At 34.6% G+C, this 21,180-nt stretch carries 18 protein-coding genes; 5 read left to right on the top strand and 13 right to left on the bottom strand.

Annotation, left to right across the window (positions count from 1 at the left end; translation table 11 throughout):
• Nucleotides 1–7: 7 nt before the first annotated feature.
• Entirely contained in the window at nucleotides 8–1,285 is a 1,278-nt protein-coding gene (locus AC1DVP_RS09145) for a replication-associated recombination protein A (protein ID WP_477183193.1), read from the top strand.
• Nucleotides 1,286–1,411: 126 nt separating this feature from the next.
• Here AC1DVP_RS09145 and AC1DVP_RS09140 read toward each other — a convergent pair whose 3' ends face one another.
• Genes AC1DVP_RS09140 through AC1DVP_RS09115 form a run of 6 tightly spaced genes read right to left on the bottom strand, consistent with a single transcriptional unit; the run spans nucleotide 1,412 to nucleotide 5,143 of the window.
• Nucleotides 1,412–2,185: a hypothetical protein gene (locus AC1DVP_RS09140; protein ID WP_477183192.1), complete on the bottom strand. Its 774-nt coding sequence runs from the start codon at nucleotides 2,183–2,185 to the stop codon at nucleotides 1,412–1,414.
• A gap of 3 nt (nucleotides 2,186–2,188) precedes the next feature.
• A complete protein-coding gene (locus AC1DVP_RS09135) occupies nucleotides 2,189–2,878 on the bottom strand; it encodes a YjjG family noncanonical pyrimidine nucleotidase (protein ID WP_477183191.1) in 690 nt (229 codons plus the stop codon).
• A 9-nt stretch (nucleotides 2,879–2,887) separates the two neighbouring features.
• On the bottom strand, nucleotides 2,888–3,346 hold the full coding sequence (locus AC1DVP_RS09130; RefSeq protein WP_477183190.1) for an RES family NAD+ phosphorylase: 459 nt from the start codon (nucleotides 3,344–3,346) through the stop codon (nucleotides 2,888–2,890).
• Nucleotides 3,346–3,849 (bottom strand): type II RES/Xre toxin-antitoxin system antitoxin, encoded by a 504-nt coding sequence (gene parS, locus AC1DVP_RS09125; protein WP_477183189.1) that lies wholly within the window; start codon nucleotides 3,847–3,849, stop codon nucleotides 3,346–3,348. Before parS ends, AC1DVP_RS09130 begins: the two co-directional genes overlap by 1 nt.
• A gap of 54 nt (nucleotides 3,850–3,903) precedes the next feature.
• A complete protein-coding gene (gene radC, locus AC1DVP_RS09120) occupies nucleotides 3,904–4,626 on the bottom strand; it encodes a RadC family protein (RefSeq protein WP_477183188.1) in 723 nt (240 codons plus the stop codon).
• Between the two features lie 40 nt (nucleotides 4,627–4,666).
• Entirely contained in the window at nucleotides 4,667–5,143 is a 477-nt protein-coding gene (locus AC1DVP_RS09115) for a GNAT family N-acetyltransferase (RefSeq protein WP_477183187.1), read from the bottom strand.
• A gap of 99 nt (nucleotides 5,144–5,242) precedes the next feature.
• Between AC1DVP_RS09115 and AC1DVP_RS09110 the strand changes: the two genes are divergently transcribed.
• Nucleotides 5,243–5,869, top strand: coding sequence for a DUF1287 domain-containing protein (locus AC1DVP_RS09110; RefSeq protein ID WP_477183186.1), 627 nt, complete (start codon nucleotides 5,243–5,245; stop codon nucleotides 5,867–5,869).
• Between the two features lie 56 nt (nucleotides 5,870–5,925).
• Here AC1DVP_RS09110 and AC1DVP_RS09105 read toward each other — a convergent pair whose 3' ends face one another.
• The 5 genes from AC1DVP_RS09105 to AC1DVP_RS09085 form a co-directional block, all read right to left on the bottom strand.
• On the bottom strand, nucleotides 5,926–7,281 hold the full coding sequence (locus AC1DVP_RS09105) for a UDP-N-acetylmuramate--L-alanine ligase (protein ID WP_477183185.1): 1,356 nt from the start codon (nucleotides 7,279–7,281) through the stop codon (nucleotides 5,926–5,928).
• 43 nt (nucleotides 7,282–7,324) lie between these two features.
• Nucleotides 7,325–8,017: a tetratricopeptide repeat protein gene (locus tag AC1DVP_RS09100; RefSeq protein WP_477183184.1), complete on the bottom strand. Its 693-nt coding sequence runs from the start codon at nucleotides 8,015–8,017 to the stop codon at nucleotides 7,325–7,327.
• A 382-nt stretch (nucleotides 8,018–8,399) separates the two neighbouring features.
• Nucleotides 8,400–8,840, bottom strand: coding sequence for a carboxymuconolactone decarboxylase family protein (locus tag AC1DVP_RS09095; protein WP_477183183.1), 441 nt, complete (start codon nucleotides 8,838–8,840; stop codon nucleotides 8,400–8,402).
• Nucleotides 8,841–8,908: 68 nt separating this feature from the next.
• Entirely contained in the window at nucleotides 8,909–9,484 is a 576-nt protein-coding gene (locus AC1DVP_RS09090; RefSeq protein ID WP_477183182.1) for a Crp/Fnr family transcriptional regulator, read from the bottom strand.
• Nucleotides 9,485–9,527: 43 nt separating this feature from the next.
• The gene (locus tag AC1DVP_RS09085) at nucleotides 9,528–10,109 is read right to left on the bottom strand and encodes a YdeI/OmpD-associated family protein (RefSeq protein ID WP_477183181.1); all 582 of its coding nucleotides are present in this window, start codon (nucleotides 10,107–10,109) and stop codon (nucleotides 9,528–9,530) included.
• 167 nt (nucleotides 10,110–10,276) lie between these two features.
• Between AC1DVP_RS09085 and AC1DVP_RS09080 the strand changes: the two genes are divergently transcribed.
• The 3 genes from AC1DVP_RS09080 to AC1DVP_RS09070 all read left to right on the top strand — a co-directional run bounded on the left by AC1DVP_RS09080 (nucleotide 10,277) and on the right by AC1DVP_RS09070 (nucleotide 18,574).
• Entirely contained in the window at nucleotides 10,277–16,579 is a 6,303-nt protein-coding gene (locus AC1DVP_RS09080; protein WP_477183180.1) for an alpha-2-macroglobulin family protein, read from the top strand.
• Nucleotides 16,580–16,746: 167 nt separating this feature from the next.
• A complete protein-coding gene (locus AC1DVP_RS09075; protein ID WP_477183179.1) occupies nucleotides 16,747–17,562 on the top strand; it encodes a UDP-2,3-diacylglucosamine diphosphatase in 816 nt (271 codons plus the stop codon).
• A 19-nt stretch (nucleotides 17,563–17,581) separates the two neighbouring features.
• Nucleotides 17,582–18,574 carry a glycosyltransferase family protein gene (locus tag AC1DVP_RS09070; protein WP_477183178.1) on the top strand — a complete coding sequence of 331 codons (993 nt, stop codon included), beginning with the start codon at nucleotides 17,582–17,584 and terminating at the stop codon, nucleotides 18,572–18,574.
• Nucleotides 18,575–18,803: 229 nt separating this feature from the next.
• On the opposite strand, the gene obgE is transcribed toward AC1DVP_RS09070, so the two are convergent.
• A complete protein-coding gene (obgE, locus tag AC1DVP_RS09065; RefSeq protein WP_477183177.1) occupies nucleotides 18,804–19,805 on the bottom strand; it encodes a GTPase ObgE in 1,002 nt (333 codons plus the stop codon).
• A 91-nt stretch (nucleotides 19,806–19,896) separates the two neighbouring features.
• Complete coding sequence (locus tag AC1DVP_RS09060) at nucleotides 19,897–21,120, bottom strand: hemolysin family protein (protein WP_477183176.1); 1,224 nt, start codon at nucleotides 21,118–21,120, stop codon at nucleotides 19,897–19,899.
• Nucleotides 21,121–21,180: the final 60 nt, after the last annotated feature.

The raw sequence follows: 21,180 nt of genomic DNA, 5'->3' as shown, positions 1-21,180 counted from the left end.
TTACGACATGGAAACACCACTAGCAGAACGCATACGTCCGCAAAAACTAGAAGACTATATTAGCCAGTCCCATTTGGTGGGTTCCAATGGTTCGCTGACGCAACAAATTTCTAAAGGAATTATTCCATCCTTAATATTTTGGGGGCCTCCAGGAACGGGAAAAACGACTTTGGCACAAATCATTGCTCAAGAGTCTAATCGTCCTTTTTATATATTAAGCGCTATTAATTCAGGAGTTAAGGATATTCGGGATGTAATTGAAAAAGCAAAACAAAGCGGCGGATTATTTACTGCCAAAAATCCTATTTTATTTATTGATGAGATTCATCGTTTTAGTAAATCGCAGCAAGACTCTTTATTGGCAGCTGTTGAAAAAGGATGGATTACCCTCATAGGTGCTACAACCGAAAATCCGAGTTTTGAAGTGATACCCGCTTTATTGTCCCGTTGTCAGGTCTACGTTTTGAATGCTTTCACCAAGGCAGATTTAGAACATTTATTGCAAAGAGCAATGACAGCCGACAGTTATTTGGCTTCCAAAAAAATAAAACTGCAAGAAACAGAGGCGCTTTTGCGTCTTTCTGGCGGCGACGGACGCAAACTATTAAATATTTTTGAACTAGTCATAAATGCTTCTGCAGAAGACGAAATTTCGATCACTAATGATCGTGTTTTCGAATTAGTGCAGCAAAATACGGTTTTATATGACAAAACCGGCGAACAGCATTATGACATTGTTTCGGCTTTTATAAAATCGATTCGAGGCAGTGATCCTAACGGAGCTGTTTATTGGCTAGCCAGAATGATTGAAGGCGGTGAAGATGTGAAATTTATTGCTCGAAGGATGCTGATTTTATCCAGCGAAGATATTGGCAATGCTAATCCAACTGCTTTTATTATGGCTAATAATGCTTTTCAGGCGGTGTCAACAATTGGTTATCCGGAAAGCCGAATTATTTTGAGTCAATGCGCTATTTATCTCGCAACTTCACCTAAAAGCAATGCTTCTTATTTGGCAATCGGTACAGCACAGCAATTAGTAAAACAGACTGGAGATTTACCAGTACCAATCCATTTGCGCAATGCTCCAACCAAATTAATGAAAGAGTTAGGATATGGTGAGGATTATAAATATTCTCATGATTATGCCAACAATTTTGCTGAACAGGAGTTTTTGCCAGAAGCACTAAGCAATACCCCAATTTATATTCCAGGCGCGAATTCCAGAGAAAATACTACTCGAGAATTCCTGAAAAACAGGTGGAAAGATAAATACGGGTATTGAAATTGTAGATTATAGAGTTTTCATTACATAATAAAAAAAACCTCGGAGCAGAACCACCGAGGTATTATATTATGGAAACAATTTTCAATTTCTGAAGCAAAACTTCGAGCAATTAAACCTTAAGGATTAAAACTTCACTTTAATTATTTCTKACATTAAAGTATCTTTTTCATAATATTCAAAATACCATTGATTATCTTTTAGAACCAAAGTTCCTTGTATATCGCCTTTAGATGCTAAATAAATAGAAGGATTTGTGGTTTTATATACTTTCATAACCACTTTTGGAGTGCTGTCTATTAATTGAAATCCATTTTTGATAGGCTGTGCAAATAAAACCGCTCCATCTGGCTCTGCACTATTATTAGGCACATTTACGGCTACAGCAGCAACGGTTACTGCCGTTGTTATTACTGGAGCTACTTGTGGAGTAGCTGGAATAGCCATTCCTGTGTTTGTATTATTTACAGCCGGTGTGCCATCATATTTATAATGCAATGCATATACTGATTCAAATGCCATATTTAATGCTTCGGAATAGGCTGCTTCATAATCTTTCTCTTTACTTTTCCCAACTTGAGATTTGAAAATTTCTTTACCGCTGCAATCCTTAAAAACAACGTAAAGTTTCGTTACTAAAAATGCATTATCTCTTATTACATCCACATTTAACAAACTGCATCTGTCATTGTATCCACCAGGGAAGGTTTCATTCGCATAAAAAGCTTCAAAACCAGCTTTTTTTAAATTAACCTTGGTTAGGGTAGCAAGACGGTATTGGTTCTCAGACTTAAGGAAATCATATTTCAAAGGAATAATCACTCCTGTATAATCATTAATTGATTGAGAAAATCCAAAGCTTGAAACAAGCAATAATAGGTATAGAAATTTTGATTTCATGATTTATAAATATTTTTTTAGTTCTAATAAATGTTTTACTTGCTTAATATCTTGTTCTACTTCAATGTTTTTGTCATTAAAAAAAATAGCATCCAATCCTGCATTTAATGCACCCTGCACATCAGCTTCCATACAATCCCCAATCATGAGACTGTTTTCTTTTTTGGCTTTCGCCAAATTAAGGGCATGCTCAAAAATAATAGGATTGGGTTTCTTAACACCTGCCATTTCCGAGTTTGTAATTGTCTTGAAAAACCCCGCAATATTAGAATTTTTTATTTTCTTGTATTGCACATCTGCAAAACCGTTGGTAATAATGTGCAATTTATACTTTTTTTCCAGATATTCCAGCACTTCAATCGTTCCGTCGAACAAATGGTTGTTTTCGGGCAAAAGCTGAATATAATCATGCGCGATACTTTCAATTTGAGCATCGGAAACAAAATATTCTAATGCATCAAAAGTATGTTTAAGACGATTATAACGTAATTCAGCATGTGTTATTTTATCGTACTGATACAATTTCCAACAGGCCTGATTGATAGGAATATATTTTTCTATAAAATTGGTAATTTCAATTGTGGGGTGATCTTTCTTGAAAATAGTTTCAAAAGCCAGCTCAGAATTAACATCGAAATCCCAAAGCGTATGATCTAAATCAAAAAAAATATCGGTTATTTTAGAAGATACCATGTAATGCAATTATTTAAAAATTCGTTTATCGAAAGGAAAATCAATTTGTTCTGTAATTCTGATTTTATAAAAATCGGCATGATACGGATTAATCAAAAAATTAAAATCTCCTTTCACTACCGCCGACGGAACTTTCAAAACACAGGCTTCATTTCTCCTGATGAAATCGTCTCCCAAAAGCGGTGTCTCAAAGGTACAAGGAAAAACATTCCAATCGATAGATAATTTATTGGTATCTAAAACTTCTACAGAAATATCATCCGGAATATCAATTGTCAGCATCATAAAATCGCTTGGTAATGTCGCCAATGAAAGATGAACCAAAACTTCGGCCATTGCCAATGCCCTGCTATGAGCGCAATAAATAATCTCTGTTCCTTTTGAATTCCAGCGGGCACCAGAAATTGACGCACCCTTTCCTGATAACTCAATGGGGTATTTTTTGGGTGTTAATCGGAAAACTTTCATTAAACAAAAATTCCCTGATCAATTTTATTCAACTCATTGACTACCATTTCTTTTCCATAAGAATCTCTAAGCAATTCTATAGGCTGTAAATTTCCAAGTGCAAACGAAGGCATTTTCAGCCACATATAAAATTGTGCTTCGGTATCAAAAACAGCATTTCCCAATGAAGTTACCTCAGCCAATTCTAATATTTTTTCGGATTGTAAAGGTTTGAAAATAAAATCCTCTTTGATTTTATTTCGTTGCAGTGATTTTGTAGAAATTCCCAAAAAAGAAGCCCAATCCTCTTCATTGAAAGGCGTTATTTCCTTTATCAAATTAAAAAGTTCATAGGGAATTCCTTCGCGAATAGCATGAACAATCAGCATTCTGTTTTTCAGAAACTCTTCATAAGTGATATTCTTATTCAAAATCTTATATCCTCTCTCCTGTTCTACCCTATTTACCAAAACCCTAACGGCTTTATCAATAGCTTCTCCTGATTTTAATTTTATTGCTTCCATAAAAAAGACATTTGACTGTAAATATAAGTCAAATGTCTTATCTGAGCAAATTTTTTAAAATATTCCTTCATCAGCAAAACTGTAATAACCAGTTTCCGTGATAATTATATGATCTAAAACAGGAATATCTAATTGCTGTCCTGCGTTTTTTATCTTTTTTGTTATTTGAATATCAGCTTCACTGGCCTGTAATTTTCCGGAAGGATGATTGTGTGCCAAAATAATTGCTGTCGCATTTTGCTCAAATGCTATTTTAAAAACAATTCGGACATCAACCATTGTCCCTGTCATGCCGCCTTTGCTCAACTGTGATTTGAAAAGTATTTTATTAGAATTATTTAAAAACAAAACCCAAAATTCTTCGTGCGGTAATTCTCCAATTATAGGCTGCATGACTTCAAAAACTGCTTTACTGGACGTGATTTTTGTCAGCTCAACAGCATCTTCACCTCGTCTTCTCCTCCCCAACTCCATCGCTGCAATTATTGAAATTGCTTTGGCTTCGCCAATACCATTAAAAGTCATTAACTGGGCAATTGACAATTTTCCCAAAGCATTCAAATTATGATCGACACTGGCCAAAATTCGTTTACTTAAATCCACCGCCGATTCGTTTCGGTTTCCCGAACCAATCAATATTGCAATTAATTCGGCATCACTCAGAACGCTTTTGCCTTTGAGCATTAATTTTTCACGAGGTTTGTCATCTTCAGCCCAACTCGTGATTGGAAATGCTTCTTGTTCCCGCAAAGGAGACTTAGAATCGTGCAAGATCATAATTTCATAAAGATTTAAATTTATACCATTTCATACAATTCTACTTATCCTCAAATACTCCTATTTCTTTTTTCATGCAAACACTTTTATCCAAACCTACATAAGGCCCATAATTATCAACAATTGCATACCCCACTTTTTGATACAAGCTAATTGCTTCTTGCTGTTTATACAATGTTTCTAAAACCGAAACCGAATAGTCGAATTCTTTTGCCCAAAACTCCAATTCTTTCAGTACTCTTTGAGCCAAACCCAATCCACGTGCTTCGGGAGAAACAAACATGCGTTTTATCTCGATGGTATTCTTATCATATTTCTTAAAACAACCACAAGCAACAGGTTTTTCATTCAAATAAATTACTATTACATTCCTATTCAACTCTATGATATTGTTCCCCCAATAATTGGTTTTCAATTCCGGATAACGTTCCCACAAATAATTATCAAAGGTCTTTATCAAAGACACAAAATCAGGATTTTCGCTGGTTGTTTTTACAACTTTTAATTTTGAGTTCATACGTCTATCAACTTAGTTTGGCTAATATATTAAAAAAAGAGAAAAATCATACAATAAAACTTATTCTTACTTTTATAATGAGTAATTTTAAAACAAAACATGAAATCATTAGTCATATTATTAACCATAGTATTATTTTTAGGCTGTAGCCAAAAAGAAAAAAATAAAATTCAGACAACCAATACTGAAGCAGTAGCTACAACTTTTGAAGAAAAATTATCCAGAGCGGCAATCTCCATAATTGATCCTTCCATAAATTATGATCCGACCTATATTTCCATAAAGTATCCAAATGGAGATGTTCCAAAAAACAAAGGCGTTTGCACCGATGTAGTGATACGGGCTTATCGAAAACTTGGCATTGATTTGCAAAAAGAGGTTCACGAAGATATGAAAGCCAATTTCTCTAAATATCCAAATTTAAAAAAGTGGGGAATGACAAGAACGGACACGAATATTGATCATCGTAGAGTCCCAAATTTGGAAGCATTCTTTGAAAGAAAAGGAACAAAATTACTCGTTACAAAAAATGCAAACGATTATGAAACCGGAGAAATAGTAACTTGGATAATTAACGAAAAGTTACCCCACATTGGCATCATCACGAACAAAAAATCATACGACGGGGAGCGAAATCTTATTGTTCATAATGTTGGACACGGCCAAGTTTTGGAAGATTGCTTGTTTAGCTATAAAATTGTGGGACACTTTAAATATGTAAAATAAAAATGCGCCGATCACAAAATTGCAATTGGCACATTTTACATTATTAATAAAATTTTCTAAGCTATTAACCCCTTTACCTCATCAAAATTCAATCCGCCATAATTCCCTGAACTCATCAATAACAGGGCTGAATTTTCCAGATTCAGGTTAAATAAATACTCTTTGAAAGCTGTAGGATTCGTGTAAATAATTAAATCTTTTCTATTGAAAGCTTTCGCAATTTGTTCATAGGTCACTTCTTCCAATTGCTTTATTTTTACAGCATCCGGCGAGTAAAAAACAACAGCAACATCTGCATATTCTAGTGCGCCTTCGTATTCTTTCAAGAACTCGGCATTCAAACTGCTGTAAGTATGCAGTTCCAAACAAGCCACTACGGTACGGTTTGGATATTGCTCTTTTACTGCTTTGGTCGTTGCAGCAACTTTACTAGGCGAATGGGCAAAATCTTTGTAGGCTACTTTAGTTTTACTTTCAGCGATTTTTTCTAGACGTTTGGATGCCCCTTTGAAACTCGCAATCGCTTCATAGAAATCAGCTTCATCCACTCCCATATTTTGGCAAATCCATTTGGCTCCCGCCAAATTATTTAAATTATGCGCACCGAAAACTTCAATAGGCATAGATCCTTCGGGAGTTTCCAAAAGTGTAACACCGTCTTTTACCTCGTATTTTGGTGTCGTATAAGATATTTTTCGAATAGGATTAACTGCTTTTTCGGCAACACGCTTTACTTCGGAATCGTCTTCGTTGTAAACCAAAATGCCGCCATTTGTAATTTTATCAATAAAAATTTCAAACTGCTCTACATAAAAATCATAGGTTGGAAAAACATTGATATGATCCCATGCAATTCCAGAAATCAATGCGATATTAGGCTGGTACAAATGAAATTTCGGTCTTCTGTCTATTGGCGAAGACAAATACTCATCACCTTCCAAAACCATAAAATCATTTTCTTCGGTAAGATGCACCATCGTGTCAAAACCTTCCAATTGCGCTCCAACCATATAATCCACTTCAATATTATGATAATGCATTACGTGCAAAATCATCGAAGTTATGGTTGTTTTTCCGTGAGAACCCCCAATGACAACACGCGTTTTATTTTTGGATTGCTCGTATAAAAACTCTGGATACGAATAAATTTTGAGTCCCAATTCCTGCGCTTTCAAAAGTTCAGGATTATCGGCTTTAGCGTGCATTCCAAGGATTATGGCTTCAATATCTGTTGTTATTTTCTCAGGAAACCAACCCAACTCTGCAGGCAGAATTCCTTTTTTTTCCAAACGTGATTTGGATGGTTCAAAAATCGCATCGTCACTTCCCGTAACCTGATATCCTTTGTTATGTAATGCCAATGCTAAGTTGTGCATCGCGCTTCCGCCTATGGCAATGAAATGTGTTTTCATCTAATGTTGTTATTGCTTATCTGTAATCGATACTTCGATTATTTTATTGTTTTTTATTTTTATACTCCTCCCAGACTTTATTGGCTTTGTCAGGTTGTTTCATTTTATTTTTATAAAAATCTGCCAATGCCTGATAACAAATCTTCGAGCCTCCTATTAAAACAGCCCTTTTATATTGCACTTCTGCCTCAGTATTTCTATTAAAATATTCTTCGATATGTCCTCGAGATAAATACCCGTCAACGGGCGACAACTCCCTTAATTCACCAGAATATTTGATGGCTTTGGACTCACTTCCTCCAACTATCCCGGGCAATTGCAGATTCAATTCAATCAGTGCCCATCTGGCTTCGATGTGTTTAGGATTTAAAGCAATTGCTTTTTCAAAGGAAGACCGCACTTCGCCAATCATTCCCAAAGCTTTCATTTTACTCACTTCCGAAGCTTTCATCCCCAAAGCACCTCCGTACTTATAATAGTAGTTCGCTTCGACAGGTTTTAACGTTTTCAGTTTCTTATAATAGGTAATCGCTTTATCCCAAGACTTATTCTGCCCTGCAATATCGCCTAAATATTCTATTGTTTTGAGATGATTGGGGTTGCTTTTTAAATAGTTTTCCAAAATAGGCTGCGCTTGATCGTATTTCTTGTCAAGAAATAATTTTTCTCCTTTTTCAAAAGATTGAGAAAACAATAATAGCGGGAATGACAAAAAGAAGCTTAGCAGTTGTTTCATCCTCCAAAAATAAAGAATTTCTAAAAGAATAGAAGTCTTTTAACTTAAAAATAGGAATGAAATTAAATTTTTTACGACAATAAATTCTGCGGACTATTGGCTTTAATAACCTGAATTCGATTATCATTTTTTGGAGCAGAAAAATTAGGTATTTTCAGCAAGTATCGTCCCGCTATCCGTTACAATCTTATGTGTCTCGCAGAAAAAACGAGACACATAAGGATTTTCACTTCTATCGGGGCTAAAGGGAGAGAATTAGCTTTTTTGCCATCATCCAAAAAAAAGAAAACAACAACAATAATTGAACTCCAATTAATCATAAAAAAGCGCAAAAACTCTTGGCTTTTGCACTTTTCTATCACTTTAATTATAAACGACCGTTTTATTTAGCAGGTTCCAACTGTGTGCTTACTGCAATTCTATTCCAAGCATTTATAGTTACAACTGCCATTATAATCTGGGCAATGGTATTTTTGTCAAAAAACTGTTCTGCTTTTTTATACGTTTCATCAGATAAACCATGATTGTGAATCAAAGTAATTTCTTCAGTAATGGCCAAAATCACTTTTTCTTCCTCAGTAAATAAGCTGGTTTCGCGCCAAGCATTCAGCAAAAAAATACGTTGGGTGGTTTCTCCATATTTTAGCGCATCTTTGGTGTGCATGTCAAGACAAAAAGCGCAGCCATTGATTTGGGAAGCTCTAATTTTTATTAATTCCTTATTTGTTTTCGACAATTGGGTGGTTGCCAAATAACCTTCCAAAGCATACATCGCTTTATAAGCCTGAGGTTCTATTTCATTGATGTCTATTCTCTTTTCCATTTTTATTATTTGTTTTAAATTAACATGACAAATTTCTGAAATAGATAATGGAAAAAACTTAAACCAGTTTAAGAACGCTTTTTATTTCTGATTTCGCTTAAATATTCTGGCGTAAAACCTAAAAAAGACGCGATTAAATATTGCGGAATCCGCTGCACAAATTCAGGATATGAATTACGCAAATGATCGTAGAATTCTTCTTTAGAAAAATCATACAGATATTTCAGCCTCACCTGAGTAGCCGCATAAGCGCGCTGATAGACAAATCTAAAATAGCGTTCCATTTTAGGAAATCCAACCAATAGTTTTTCCTGTGCCTCGCTATCGATCACTAAAATTTCTGAATTTTCTACTGCCTGAATATAAAAATCCGTTGACAAGCCTCGCTCGTATGCAAAATTATCTGTCATCCACCAATTTTCTATAGCAAATTCTGTGGTGAGCTCTATCCCTTTTTCGTTGATAAAAAACTTCCGAAGACAACCATTCAATACAAAATAATGTGATTTGCAAATTTGTCCCTGTACAAGCAGATTTTCTTTTTTCTTAACCTTTATTATTTTAAAAAAAGATAAAATACCCGAAAACTCTTCTTCGTTTATTTCAATAAATTTTTTCAGGTGATTTTTAAATATTTCAGACATTTCCTTTCAAAAGTTTAATTCAATTTCATTCTTCTTCTTCTCTTTACAAATCATTTAATCCTTTGCCAATAAGAATTTGTGGCATATATTTTTCAACTCTTGATTCTCTGGTTTTGGACTGTTTGGGTGCCGAAAAATGCAGTAAATAGGCTTTTTGGCGTCCTGGCGTCAAAGCTTCAAATGCCGTTTTCAAGCTGGGGAATTCTTCCAATTTCTTTTGAAACTCTTCGGCGACTGGAAATTCTTCAGTTTTTTTGAATTTCACTTCCAAACCGGCTTTTTCTACTTCAATCGCTTCATAAATATGAGCTTTCAAAATAGCTTCCTGCTCTACTATTTGCTGAACATCTGTAAACCGAATCTGGCGGGCTGCCTGCACATTTTTCGATTGTTGAATTAAAATACCATCAGCATTACTTAACAAAGCTCCTTTGAAAAACAAAAAAGCACAGTAGTCTTTAAACTCATGGATTAAAACGATATTGTTTCCCTGAAATGTATAACAAGGACTGCCCCATTTTAATTCTTCGGTCAGCTGACAGTTCAGAGCAATCTTTCTTAACTGTTCCAATGCGGACTGCCATTTTTCGGATTTAGCAAAATAAAAATCAACTTTAGGATTCATATTATTCATTTACAGATTACTAAAAATTGTTTTTGTCAGATAGAAAATTTCATCGCTCTGATTAGAAAAACAAAAGCTTGAAGTCTCAAAGATATTGAAAAAATAATCATTTGGTTTTAATCAAAAAAACAGTAATTTGTACGAAAATCATTTAGATAAAATCCCTCATGAAAAATATTTATTTAGCTCTTCTTTTTATATCGACTTCCTTATTTGCACAACAATATGAAAAGGATTGGAACAAAGTTGTCAAGAACGAAAATGAAGGCAAAATAAAAACAGCCAATGAAATTGTTGCCAAAATCTATAAAAAGGCCGTTTCAAAAAAAGAAGAGGTTCAAATCATCAAATGCTTTTTCTATTCCTCGAAGTATTTACAAGTAGTCGATGAAAACGCACAAACCAAAATTTTAAATAATCTAAAAGCCCAAATCAAACAAGTTAGTATTCCGTCGCAGGCAATTTTGAATTTGGTTTATGGGAAATGTTTAAGTGATTACAATGAAAATTATGACGACGTTGCTGTTGTAGCTGCAGATACAATAGCCCTCACAGTCGAAAATAAAAACACTGCTGTTGTCAAGGATACAGCATCAGTAGCAGGTAGATATACCGAGCAGGATATTCTCAAAATATTCGAAAAAACACTTGAAAATGAAGCTATTTTAAAAACAACTCCTTTAACTAATTATGAAGCTATTTTTGATTTTTTTACTTTAGAAAAATTCAAAAAAGAAAATCTGTTTGATTATTTGCTAAAAGAAAATATTGCTTTTTATAAAGCAAAAATAAATGAATGGGAATTAGAGCCTAAAGAATTTAAAGCGCATACAAATGCACTTTTGGGCAATACAGCAGTTTTTACAAAATTAATCCTTGATTTCATCAAAAATGACAATCTAAAAAAAGTACTTTCTTTATATCAAAAGCTAGAAGTTGATACTCCTACTTTTGAAAATCAATTGGAACGCATTTTATTTTGTTCTCAATATCTTTTAAAATCAGATGAAGAGTTATTGAGTGCTTTAATTTTATTAGAAAAAGAAACAAAAGAGCCGATTCAACTGCAAAAAATTCAATTAGGAAAAGCAAATATTTACGCCAGATTAGCTTCTAAAGAAATGCATCCTGATTACAACGCCAAAGCAATTTCTGAATTAGAAAGTATTCTAGCAATTAACAATAATTCGAACGCCTACAAACTGGCTGTTCAAAAAAAAGAAGAACTGCTTTCAAAAACCATTCAGGCTGAGCTTCAAAAATACATTTACAATAAACAAAACGCCAGAGCTTTTATTCGATATAAAAACACAAACAATGTTGCGATTTCTTTTTTTAAAATAAACTACAGCAAAATTGCCGAATTTCACAACATACCAAACAAAATCGACAGTTTGGCTACCTTAATCATAACTAACAAAAAACCATTAATCACTAAAAATTACCAGCTTGTAGATAAAAAGGATTATTTTGAATACACCACCGAAGTCCTTTTGCCACAGCTTGAAACAGGAAGTTATCTCGTTTATTTTGAGAGCGAAACAGATTCCAAAGACAAAAAAGGATTTGGATACGAAACTATCACGGTATCAAATATTTCGGTTTTGGCAAATTCAAAAGCTGGCATCGAATACTACACTGTTCTGGACAGAAAAACAGGCAAACCGATGAAAGATGTCTCTTTAAAATCAAGCTATTTCGACATAAAAACCAATGCTGACGGATTCGCAACCTATAAACCAAAAGAGGGTACTAACCGCTATTACAATAATTTCCCAATTCTATTAACCACTGCTAACGACACTATTTTAATTAACAAAAACTACGTTGCATACGGCATTGATTATTCTGAAAAAGACGAAGACGAAAACTTTGAAGGCAAAGTGGAATTCTACTTAGACCGAGCCATTTATCGCCCAGGCCAAACCGTTTATTACAAAGGAATTGCTATTCAAAAAAAGAAAAATAAATCAAGCATTGTTTCAAATACTTCTTTCAAGATAACCATTCAAGATCCTAATTATACCAATTTTAAAGAATTTGATGTTACTACTAATGAGTTTGGTTCTTTTTCTGGGGAATTTGTTTTACCCAAAACGGATTTAACAGGAGATTTTAGAATTGTCGCAAATGAACCCAATGACATTAAGAAAGATGCTTCTTATGATAAAGCAAAAGGCGGGCATCCATTTTGGGAAGATGTAGATTTTCAAAACTCATCCATTTATTTCAAAGTGGAAGAATACAAGCGCCCGAAGTTTGAAGTAACTTTTGAGCCTAAAAAAGAAAGCTTTCAGGTAAATCAATCTGTTACTGTAAAAGGAACTGCCAAAGCATTTGCTGAAAGCAATATTTCGGATGCAAAAGTAACGTACACCATAACCCGTTTTATGAACTCGTTCAGGTATTACAGTAACGAGCCAGAAGAAATTATAGTGAGCAGTGAAACTAAAACAGATGCTTCTGGGAAATTTATTATTGATTTCATTGCGCAACCGTCTAAAAACGCAAGTAAAGAACAGCTTCCTGTTTTCAATTATCGAATAAACGCAAGCGTTACTGACATCAATGGAGAAACACATACTGCGGTAACCATTATCAAAGTGGGTTATCACGATTTGGTACTGAATGCTTCTGTTCCAAACAGCATTGAGACGAAAAACAAAAACGAAATCACTCTGAACAGCACAAATCTAAATGGAGAATTTAAAGCCATAAAAGGCGAAATCAAATTGTATTTTGTAAGTCCGTTCCCAAATAAATTCAAATCCAGAGTTTTTCAACAACCTGAAATCAACACCATTTCGGATTCGGATTTTGAAAAATTATTTCCTTACGAAATTAACAACAATGAAACTTCCAAAAAGTCAACTGAAACTTTAGTCTTTTCTAAAAAAGTGGACACCGAAAAGGACAAAAATATCGCTCTCGATTTCATCACAGATTATCAATCTGGAAATTATAAAACTGTATTTTCTGCAAAAGACAGTTTTGAAAATCCTATTGAAACTGTTTCTAATTTCTCAATCATACAAAGCAAAAACAAATTCAGTCCAAATAAATTATTCACTATTGAGCAAATCAATAAAGACCCAAAGAAAGATGGTTTTGTAACCGTGCAGCTTAGTTCAACTTTGGATACATTGCATATCCATACTATTGCCAATTATGAAAACCATACTTTTTATGAAAAAAATATTGTTTTAGAAAACCATCAAGCAACCATTACAATTCCGCTCCAAAAAGAATTCGAAAAGTCATTGCGAATTGGTTTTGAAAGTGTTTTCGAAAATCAAACTTTCAATGATCAATTAGAAGTATTATTAAAATATAATGAACCCAAGATGGAATTTTTGGTAGAAAGTTTTAGAAATAAAATACAACCGGGAAGCAATGAAAATTGGTCATTCAAATTGAATGCACACAACACCAAATCGGAAGCTGAAATTTTAGCATCCATGTATGATAGTTCTTTAGATCAATTTTCCAAAACGGCATGGGGAGCATTAAACTTTAATGAATATAATAACAATAATGTGTATTTCAGAACAGGTTTAGGATTTGAAAGAACATACACCGATCTCCAAAATTTAAATTTAGAATTAAATCCATTACAACTTCAAATAGAAGAAACAAACTTGAAGTGGTTTGGTTTTGATATTAATAACTCAACTTATGGAGATGGGATGTCTATTGTTGACATAAAAGATAAAAAAATTGGTTCTGAAACGATAAAAGGAGATGCTGATGCACCAATAACTGTAGAAGAAGTAGGAAATGCACCCGCACCTAGAGTTGACCAAGTTCAATTTGTAAAACCTGTATTAGCAAAAGCAGAAGAAGTTGTAGTAGTTGGATATGGCTCAATGAAAAAAGCCTCTCTCACTGGAGCGGTTATGAATGTATCAATTAGAGGTAATGCTTCCATAAGCGGAGCAACACCATTATATGTCATTGATGGAGAAATTGCCTCTGAAGAAGCTCTTAAAAATATAAATTCATCAGACATTCTTTCAATAGATGCTTTAAAAGACGGAAAAGCGACTGCTATATACGGAAGCAAAGGAGCAAACGGCGTAATCATCATCACAACGAAAAAAGCACTGGAAGCCTTAACCCAAGTAAAAGCCAGAAAAAATCTATCTGAAACTGCTTTCTTTTTCCCGAATTTAAAAACAGATGTCAAAGGAAAAGTGAGTTTTGGTTTTACTTCACCTGAAGCCCTGACGGCTTGGAAACTTCGTTTATTGGCGCATAACAAAGATGCCGTAACAGGTTATCTTGAAAAAAGTGTTATTACTCAAAAAGAATTAATGCTCATGCCAAACTTTCCACGATTTTTTAGAGAAAAAGACACCATTGTTATCAGCGCCAAAATCTCGAATATGACCAATGAAGCGAAAACTGGAATTACCGTTTTACAGCTTTTTGACGCAACCACTATGCAGCCAATAGATATCAAAATGGAGAATGCAAAAAACGTCAAAAACTTTACTATTGCTTCTTTTGGAAATACAACTGCCAATTGGACAATTGCTATTCCCGAAGGCATACAAGGCGTTCAATATAAAATTTTGGCAAAAACTGGTAATTTTTCAGATGGGGAAGAAAATATTTTGCCTGTGCTTACAAACAATATGCTGGTTACCGAAAGCATTCCTATTTGGGTACAGGAAAATTCGAAGAAAGAATACACTTTTGAGAATTTAAAAAACAATAATTCTGTCACTTTAAGAAACCATCAATTTACGCTGGAATACACCTCAAATCCTTCGTGGTTCGCGATTCAATCACTTCCTTATTTAATGGAATATGAACACGAATGTGCTGAACAGACTTTTGCGCGCTATTATGCCAATGCATTGGCTACTGAAATCATTAATAGCAATCCAAAAATTGCAACTGTTTTTGAAACTTGGAGAAAAAACGGAAAACTGAATTCCAAACTGGAAGAAAACGAGGAATTGAAATCAATTATTCTTGCTGAAACGCCTTGGCTAAATGATGTCCAAAATGAAGACAAAAAGAAAAAAAATCTTGCCTTGCTTTTTGATTTGGAAAAAATGAAAACTTCGCAACAGACAACTTTTGACAAATTAAAACAAAAACAAAAACCTTCCGGAGGTTTTGCCTGGTTTGACGGAAACGATGAAAACGAATACATCACCCGACATATTTTGGCTGGATTAGGGCATCTGGCAAAATTAAATGCTAATGATGCAACTATTGAAAAAATAGATGAAATTTCCAAAAAAGGAATTCCGTTTATCGATAGAAAATTTTTGGAATATCATAACGCAAGAACCAAAAACCTGAAAGCAACTGACAAATTAATTTGGATAAATCCAAATTCGGATTTGCATTATCTCTATACCCGCAGTTTTTACTTGAAAGATTACCCGCTTTCCGACACTTTAAAGAAAGTAACCAAACGCTATTTAGAAACTGCCAAGGAGAATTGGCTAAATTATTCATTGTATGAAAAAGGGATGACTGCTTTGATATTGAATCGTTTTGGAGAAACAACGGCTTCCCGAAAAATTCTTGAAAGTCTAAAAGAAACGGCTTCCAACAACGAAGATTGGGGCATGTATTGGATTGCCAACAAAGCTGGCTGGTATTGGTATCAAGCTCCAATTGAAACCCAAGCTTTATTGATCGAAGCTTTCGCAGAAATAAACAATGATACGAAAGCCGTTGATGCAATGAAAGTTTGGTTAATCAAGAACAAACAAACCAAAAATTGGCCCACAACAAAAGCCACCACCGAAGCAGTATATGCCTTACTGATGCAGGGTTCTGATTGGCTGAGCGTAAAAGACAACACAACTTTCCAAATTGGAGAGCAGAAAATAGTAAGCAAAAAACTGTCCGAAAATGAAAAAGAAGCCGAAACAGGCTACATCAAACTCAACTGGAAAGCTGATGAAATCAAAAAAGATATGGCTACAATAAACATTACCAACAAATCAAAAGTTCCTGGATATGGAGGCGTTTACTGGCAATATTTTGAAGATTTGGACAAAATAAAAAACAATTCGGGAACTAATTTGTCTATTGCAAAAGAATTATACATCAAGAAAAATACTGACAAAGGTTCTGAATTACAAAAAATAACGTCCAAGAATAATTTAAAAATAGGCGATTTGATTACCGTTCGTTTAATTATTTCAACCAAAGAGGATATGGAATTTATTCACTTAAAAGACATGCGTGCTTCTTGTTTTGAACCCGTAGACGTACTTTCGAGCTATGAATACAAAGGCGGTTTGGGTTTTTATAAAAGCACAAAAGACGCGGCAACCCATTTCTTTTTTGACCGAATAAACAAAGGGACTTATGTATTGGAATATGACATTCGAGTAAATAACACTGGGAATTTCTCTAATGGAATTTCAACTATCGAAAGCATGTATGCACCAGAATTCACAAGTCATACCAAGGGAATTAGGATAAAAACCATTCCATAAGCAATATCAAATAATTTTCACACACCGTCTTGTTCTGAACTGCCCCCAGATAATATCTAATTATTTGGGTGCAGTCTATTCCAATAACTCGACGGTTTTTTTATACACAAATAATACTGAGAACACATTGGGATAACATAGCGGTTTTACTTTCGTAAAAACTAAAAATGAAAAGACGAAGAAAAATTCCGTTAGTCGTTATAAGTGATGTTCATTTAGGCACTTACGGATGCCAAGCCAAAGAATTACTGCAGTATTTAAAATCAATAAACCCTCACACATTGGTTTTAAATGGAGATATCATTGACATGTGGAGTTTTACCAAAAGCTATTTCCCCGCATCACACATGAATGTATTGAGGCAAATCATCAAAATGTCGAACCTAGGCACTCGAGTAATCTACATTACTGGAAACCACGATGAAGCTTTACGAAAATATTCCGATTTTATTTTGGGAAATTTTGAATTGGTCGATAAACTTATTCTCGATTTAGACGGGAAAAAAACTTGGATTTTTCACGGTGACGTATTCGATTCTTCGACCCAAGGCTATGCTAAAATATTGGCCAAACTAGGCGGAAAAGGCTATGATTTACTAATCTTAATCAACAGTTTGATCAATTGGTTTTTGGGACTCTTAGGCAAAGAAAAAAGAAGCTATTCCAAAATGATAAAAGACAGTGTCAAGAAAGCTGTTTCCTTCGTATCTAATTTTGAAACTACTGCCGCCGAAATCGCCATCCAAAAAAAATACAGTTATGTTGTTTGCGGACATATTCACAAACCCCAAATGAAAGAAATTGAAAACGAACACGGAAAAGTATTGTATTTAAATAGTGGCGATTGGATAGAAAACCTTACGGCATTAGAATACAAAAAACAAAAATGGAGCCTTTACAATTATAAAAAAGAACACTACACAGGCTCTGATTCCACTGAGGAAAAAGTGATAAACGACATTGTCAACAAAATTCTTTCCTGAAAACCCTAAACAGTAAGCAATGAAAATATTTTACGCAATTCAGGCAACAGGCAACGGACACATTAGCAGAGCCATACAATTATATCCTTACCTGCAAAAATTTGGGGAGGTTGATTTCTTTTTAAGCGGTAACAATGCCAGCCTTGATATTAATTTGCCCATAAAATTTAAGAGTGCAGGATGCAGTCTCCATTACAGCAAGTGCGGAGGCTTGAATTACTGGGACATCGTGAGGAATGTGAAACCAAGGCAAATATATAAGGATGCCGATATACTGCCTCTAAAAAACTATGATGTTGTCATCAACGATTTTGATTCCATTACTTCACTGGCGTGCAAAATGCAAAAAGTACATTCCGTACAATTTGGCCATCAAGCCAGCTTTATATCTCCTTTAACTCCAAGGCCCGAAAAAAAGGATCTTATGGGCGAAATGATCCTCAAACATTATGCTCCTTCACCAAAACACATCGGCCTGCATTTTGACAAATACGATGATTTTATCTTTCCGCCCATTATCAAAGATGAAATTGTAAATACCACACCCAAAAACAAGGACCATATCACCGTCTATCTCCCCTCTTTTCAGCAGGATTGTTTAGAAAAAGCCTTCAATAAACTTCCTAATCTAAAATTTCATTGGTTTTTAAATAACATACAAACCAAGCACACCATAAAAAACATCACTTACTACCCTGTCAATCAAGCTTTCTTCAACAAAAGTCTCATAAACTGTGAAGGAATTATTACTGGAGGAGGCTTCGAAACACCTGCTGAAGCATTATATCTGGGCAAAAAAATACTTTCAATTCCTATCCGAAAACATTATGAGCAAGAATGCAATGCTGCGGCTCTCAAAAAACTAGGTGTTCCCGTACTGTACGATGTAGGTGAGAATTTTGATTTAATCATTGATAATTGGCTGAATTCCCCAACAAAATACCCTAAAATACAAGCCAATAATATCAATGAAACCCTGCAGTTTTTATTTGACACTTATAATGACAAATAAAATATTCATAATTTGGGCATGACCCAAGGGTCGGGCTGTCCATTATATTCCCGATTAACAAAAACTACGGCAAAAAAGCCTTGTTTTTCTAAATCGGGAGATGCCATTTCCATCCCTCATGCAGTTCCGTTTTCACAACAATATTTTTGATAGAATTCAAATTTTAAATTAAAAAGAAACCCCGCTTCATTAATAACGAAGCGGGGTCTTTTATTGTAAAATCTATTTTTTACTCATTCAGCATTTTCCATAATTTATCTTTCAATTCAGTCAAGCCTTGTTGTGCAACCGATGAAATAAACAAATAAGGAATACCTTTGAATTCTACATCTAATTGTGTTTTCAATTCGGCTTTCAATTCATCGTCCAGCATATCTATTTTTGAAATCACCAATAAACGCTCTTTATCCAGCATCTCTGGATTGTATTTGGTCAATTCATTTACCAAGATATCATACTCTTCCTTAATGTTTGGAGTGTCAACAGGAACTAAAAACAGTAAAGTTGAATTACGTTCTATATGTCGCAGGAAATAATGTCCCAATCCTTTTCCTTCGGCAGCACCTTCGATAATTCCAGGAATATCGGCAATTACAAACGATTGAAAATCTCTGTAAGCTACAATCCCAAGATTAGGTTTTAAAGTCGTAAAAGGATAATCGGCGATTTTTGGTTTTGCAGATGTCAATACCGACAATAAAGTTGATTTTCCAGCATTTGGAAAACCCACTAAACCAACATCGGCCAACACTTTTAGTTCCAAAATTACATCCATTTCCAAACCTGGCAAACCTGGCTGTGAATAACGCGGCGTTTGATTAGTCGAGCTCCTAAAGTGCCAGTTACCTAAACCTCCTTTTCCTCCCTTACAAAGAATTCTCTTTTCTCCGTCTTCGGTAATTTCGAATAATGTTTCACCAGTTTCTTTATCTTTTACAACGGTTCCCAATGGAACTTCAATGTATTTATCATCTCCGTCAGCACCAGTACTTCTGTCACCTCCTCCGTCACCTCCGTGGCCTGCTTTGATATGACGGGCAAATTTTAAGTGAAACAAAGTCCATAGTCCTTTATTTCCCACTAGATAAACGTGTCCTCCCCGTCCGCCATCACCACCGTCTGGTCCGCCTTTTTCAATAAATTTTTCTCTATGCAAATGCGTAGACCCCTTTCCCCCTTTACCGGAAGAAACATAAATTTTTACGTAATCTACAAAATTTCCCTCTGTCATTTTTCCTTATTTATATATAGTTTCAGGTTTCAGGCTTCAGGTTAGTCGAACTTCAACCAACTTAAAACCTGAAACTTTAAACAAATTTTCTCTACTCTTTAAGTGCTTTTACCAACACTTTATCAATCTTCACGCCATCCATATCGATAACCTCTAACACAAATTTTTGCCAAATTAGCTTTTCTCCTTCTTTTGGGATATGTGACAATTCGGTCATTATTAATCCGCTTACTGTGGTCACTTCATAATCATTTATCAAATCATCCAATTCAAAATAAGTTAGGAAATCGTGCAGTGAATAATGCCCGTCTACCATCCAAGTTCCGTCTTCTCTCTCGATTAATTTAAAATCATCTTTATAAAAATCAGATGCATTCCCAACGAGAGCTTCCAGAATATCATTCAATGTAATTATCCCTTGAAAAACTCCATATTCATCGGAAACCAATGCGTAATGAATTCCGGTTTTTTTGAATTGTTCCAATGCTTTATAAGCAGTCGTTTGCTCCATCATAAAAGGTGCATCGGTCATAATTTCTCTCAGATTGAAACTCTCGTTATCAAAATGAGAAAAGATATTTTTCAAATTTACAACTCCAACAATGTCATCGTGATTTTCACCATAAACAGGATAAATGGAGTGCAGTTCTTTGAGCATAAATTCCTTTACCTTGTTTTTATCAGCGTGTAAAGGCAAAAGCATTACCGATTTTCTGTGTGTCATCAACGAATTGATTTTTCTGTCGCCAATATGAAAAACACGTTCTACTATATCTTGCTCTATTTCCTGGACTTCTCCCCCTTCGGTACCTTCTTTAATGATGGCTTTTATCTCTTCCTCGGTTACTTTTCCGTCAGCGGTAGGCTTTATTCTCAAAATGTCCAGTAAAAAATCAGTCGAAGTGGTTAACAGCCATATAAAAGGAGCTGTTATTACAGAAACTATCTTCATTGGCAATGCAACAGCTTTGGCAATACCTTCAGGATAATTTAATCCAATTCTTTTTGGAAATAATTCTCCTAATACTAAAGAAAAAAATGTCAATATGACAACAACAATCCCAACGGCTATTGAATGTGCATAAGGAATCAATATTTGAAATCCTTTTACAAAATTTTCGACATCGGCTGTGATTTTATCACCGCTGTAAATCCCTGTAAGTATCCCGATAAGAGTGATTCCTATTTGTACTGTTGACAAAAATTTATTGGGCGAATTAGCTAAATCTAAAGCAACTTGCGCATTTTTATTTCCTTTTTTTGCTGCGGTTTCCAATCTGTTTTTTCGGGCCGAAATCAATGCGATTTCAGACATAGAGAAAACCCCGTTTAAGAGTATTAGAAAAAATATTATTACTATTTCCAATGTTTAGAT

It is taken from the genome of Flavobacterium sp. P3_A6 (assembly GCF_056403035.1).
The sequence above is the reverse complement of the archived record's forward strand: the minus strand, read 5'-3'. Positions and strand labels throughout refer to the sequence as shown.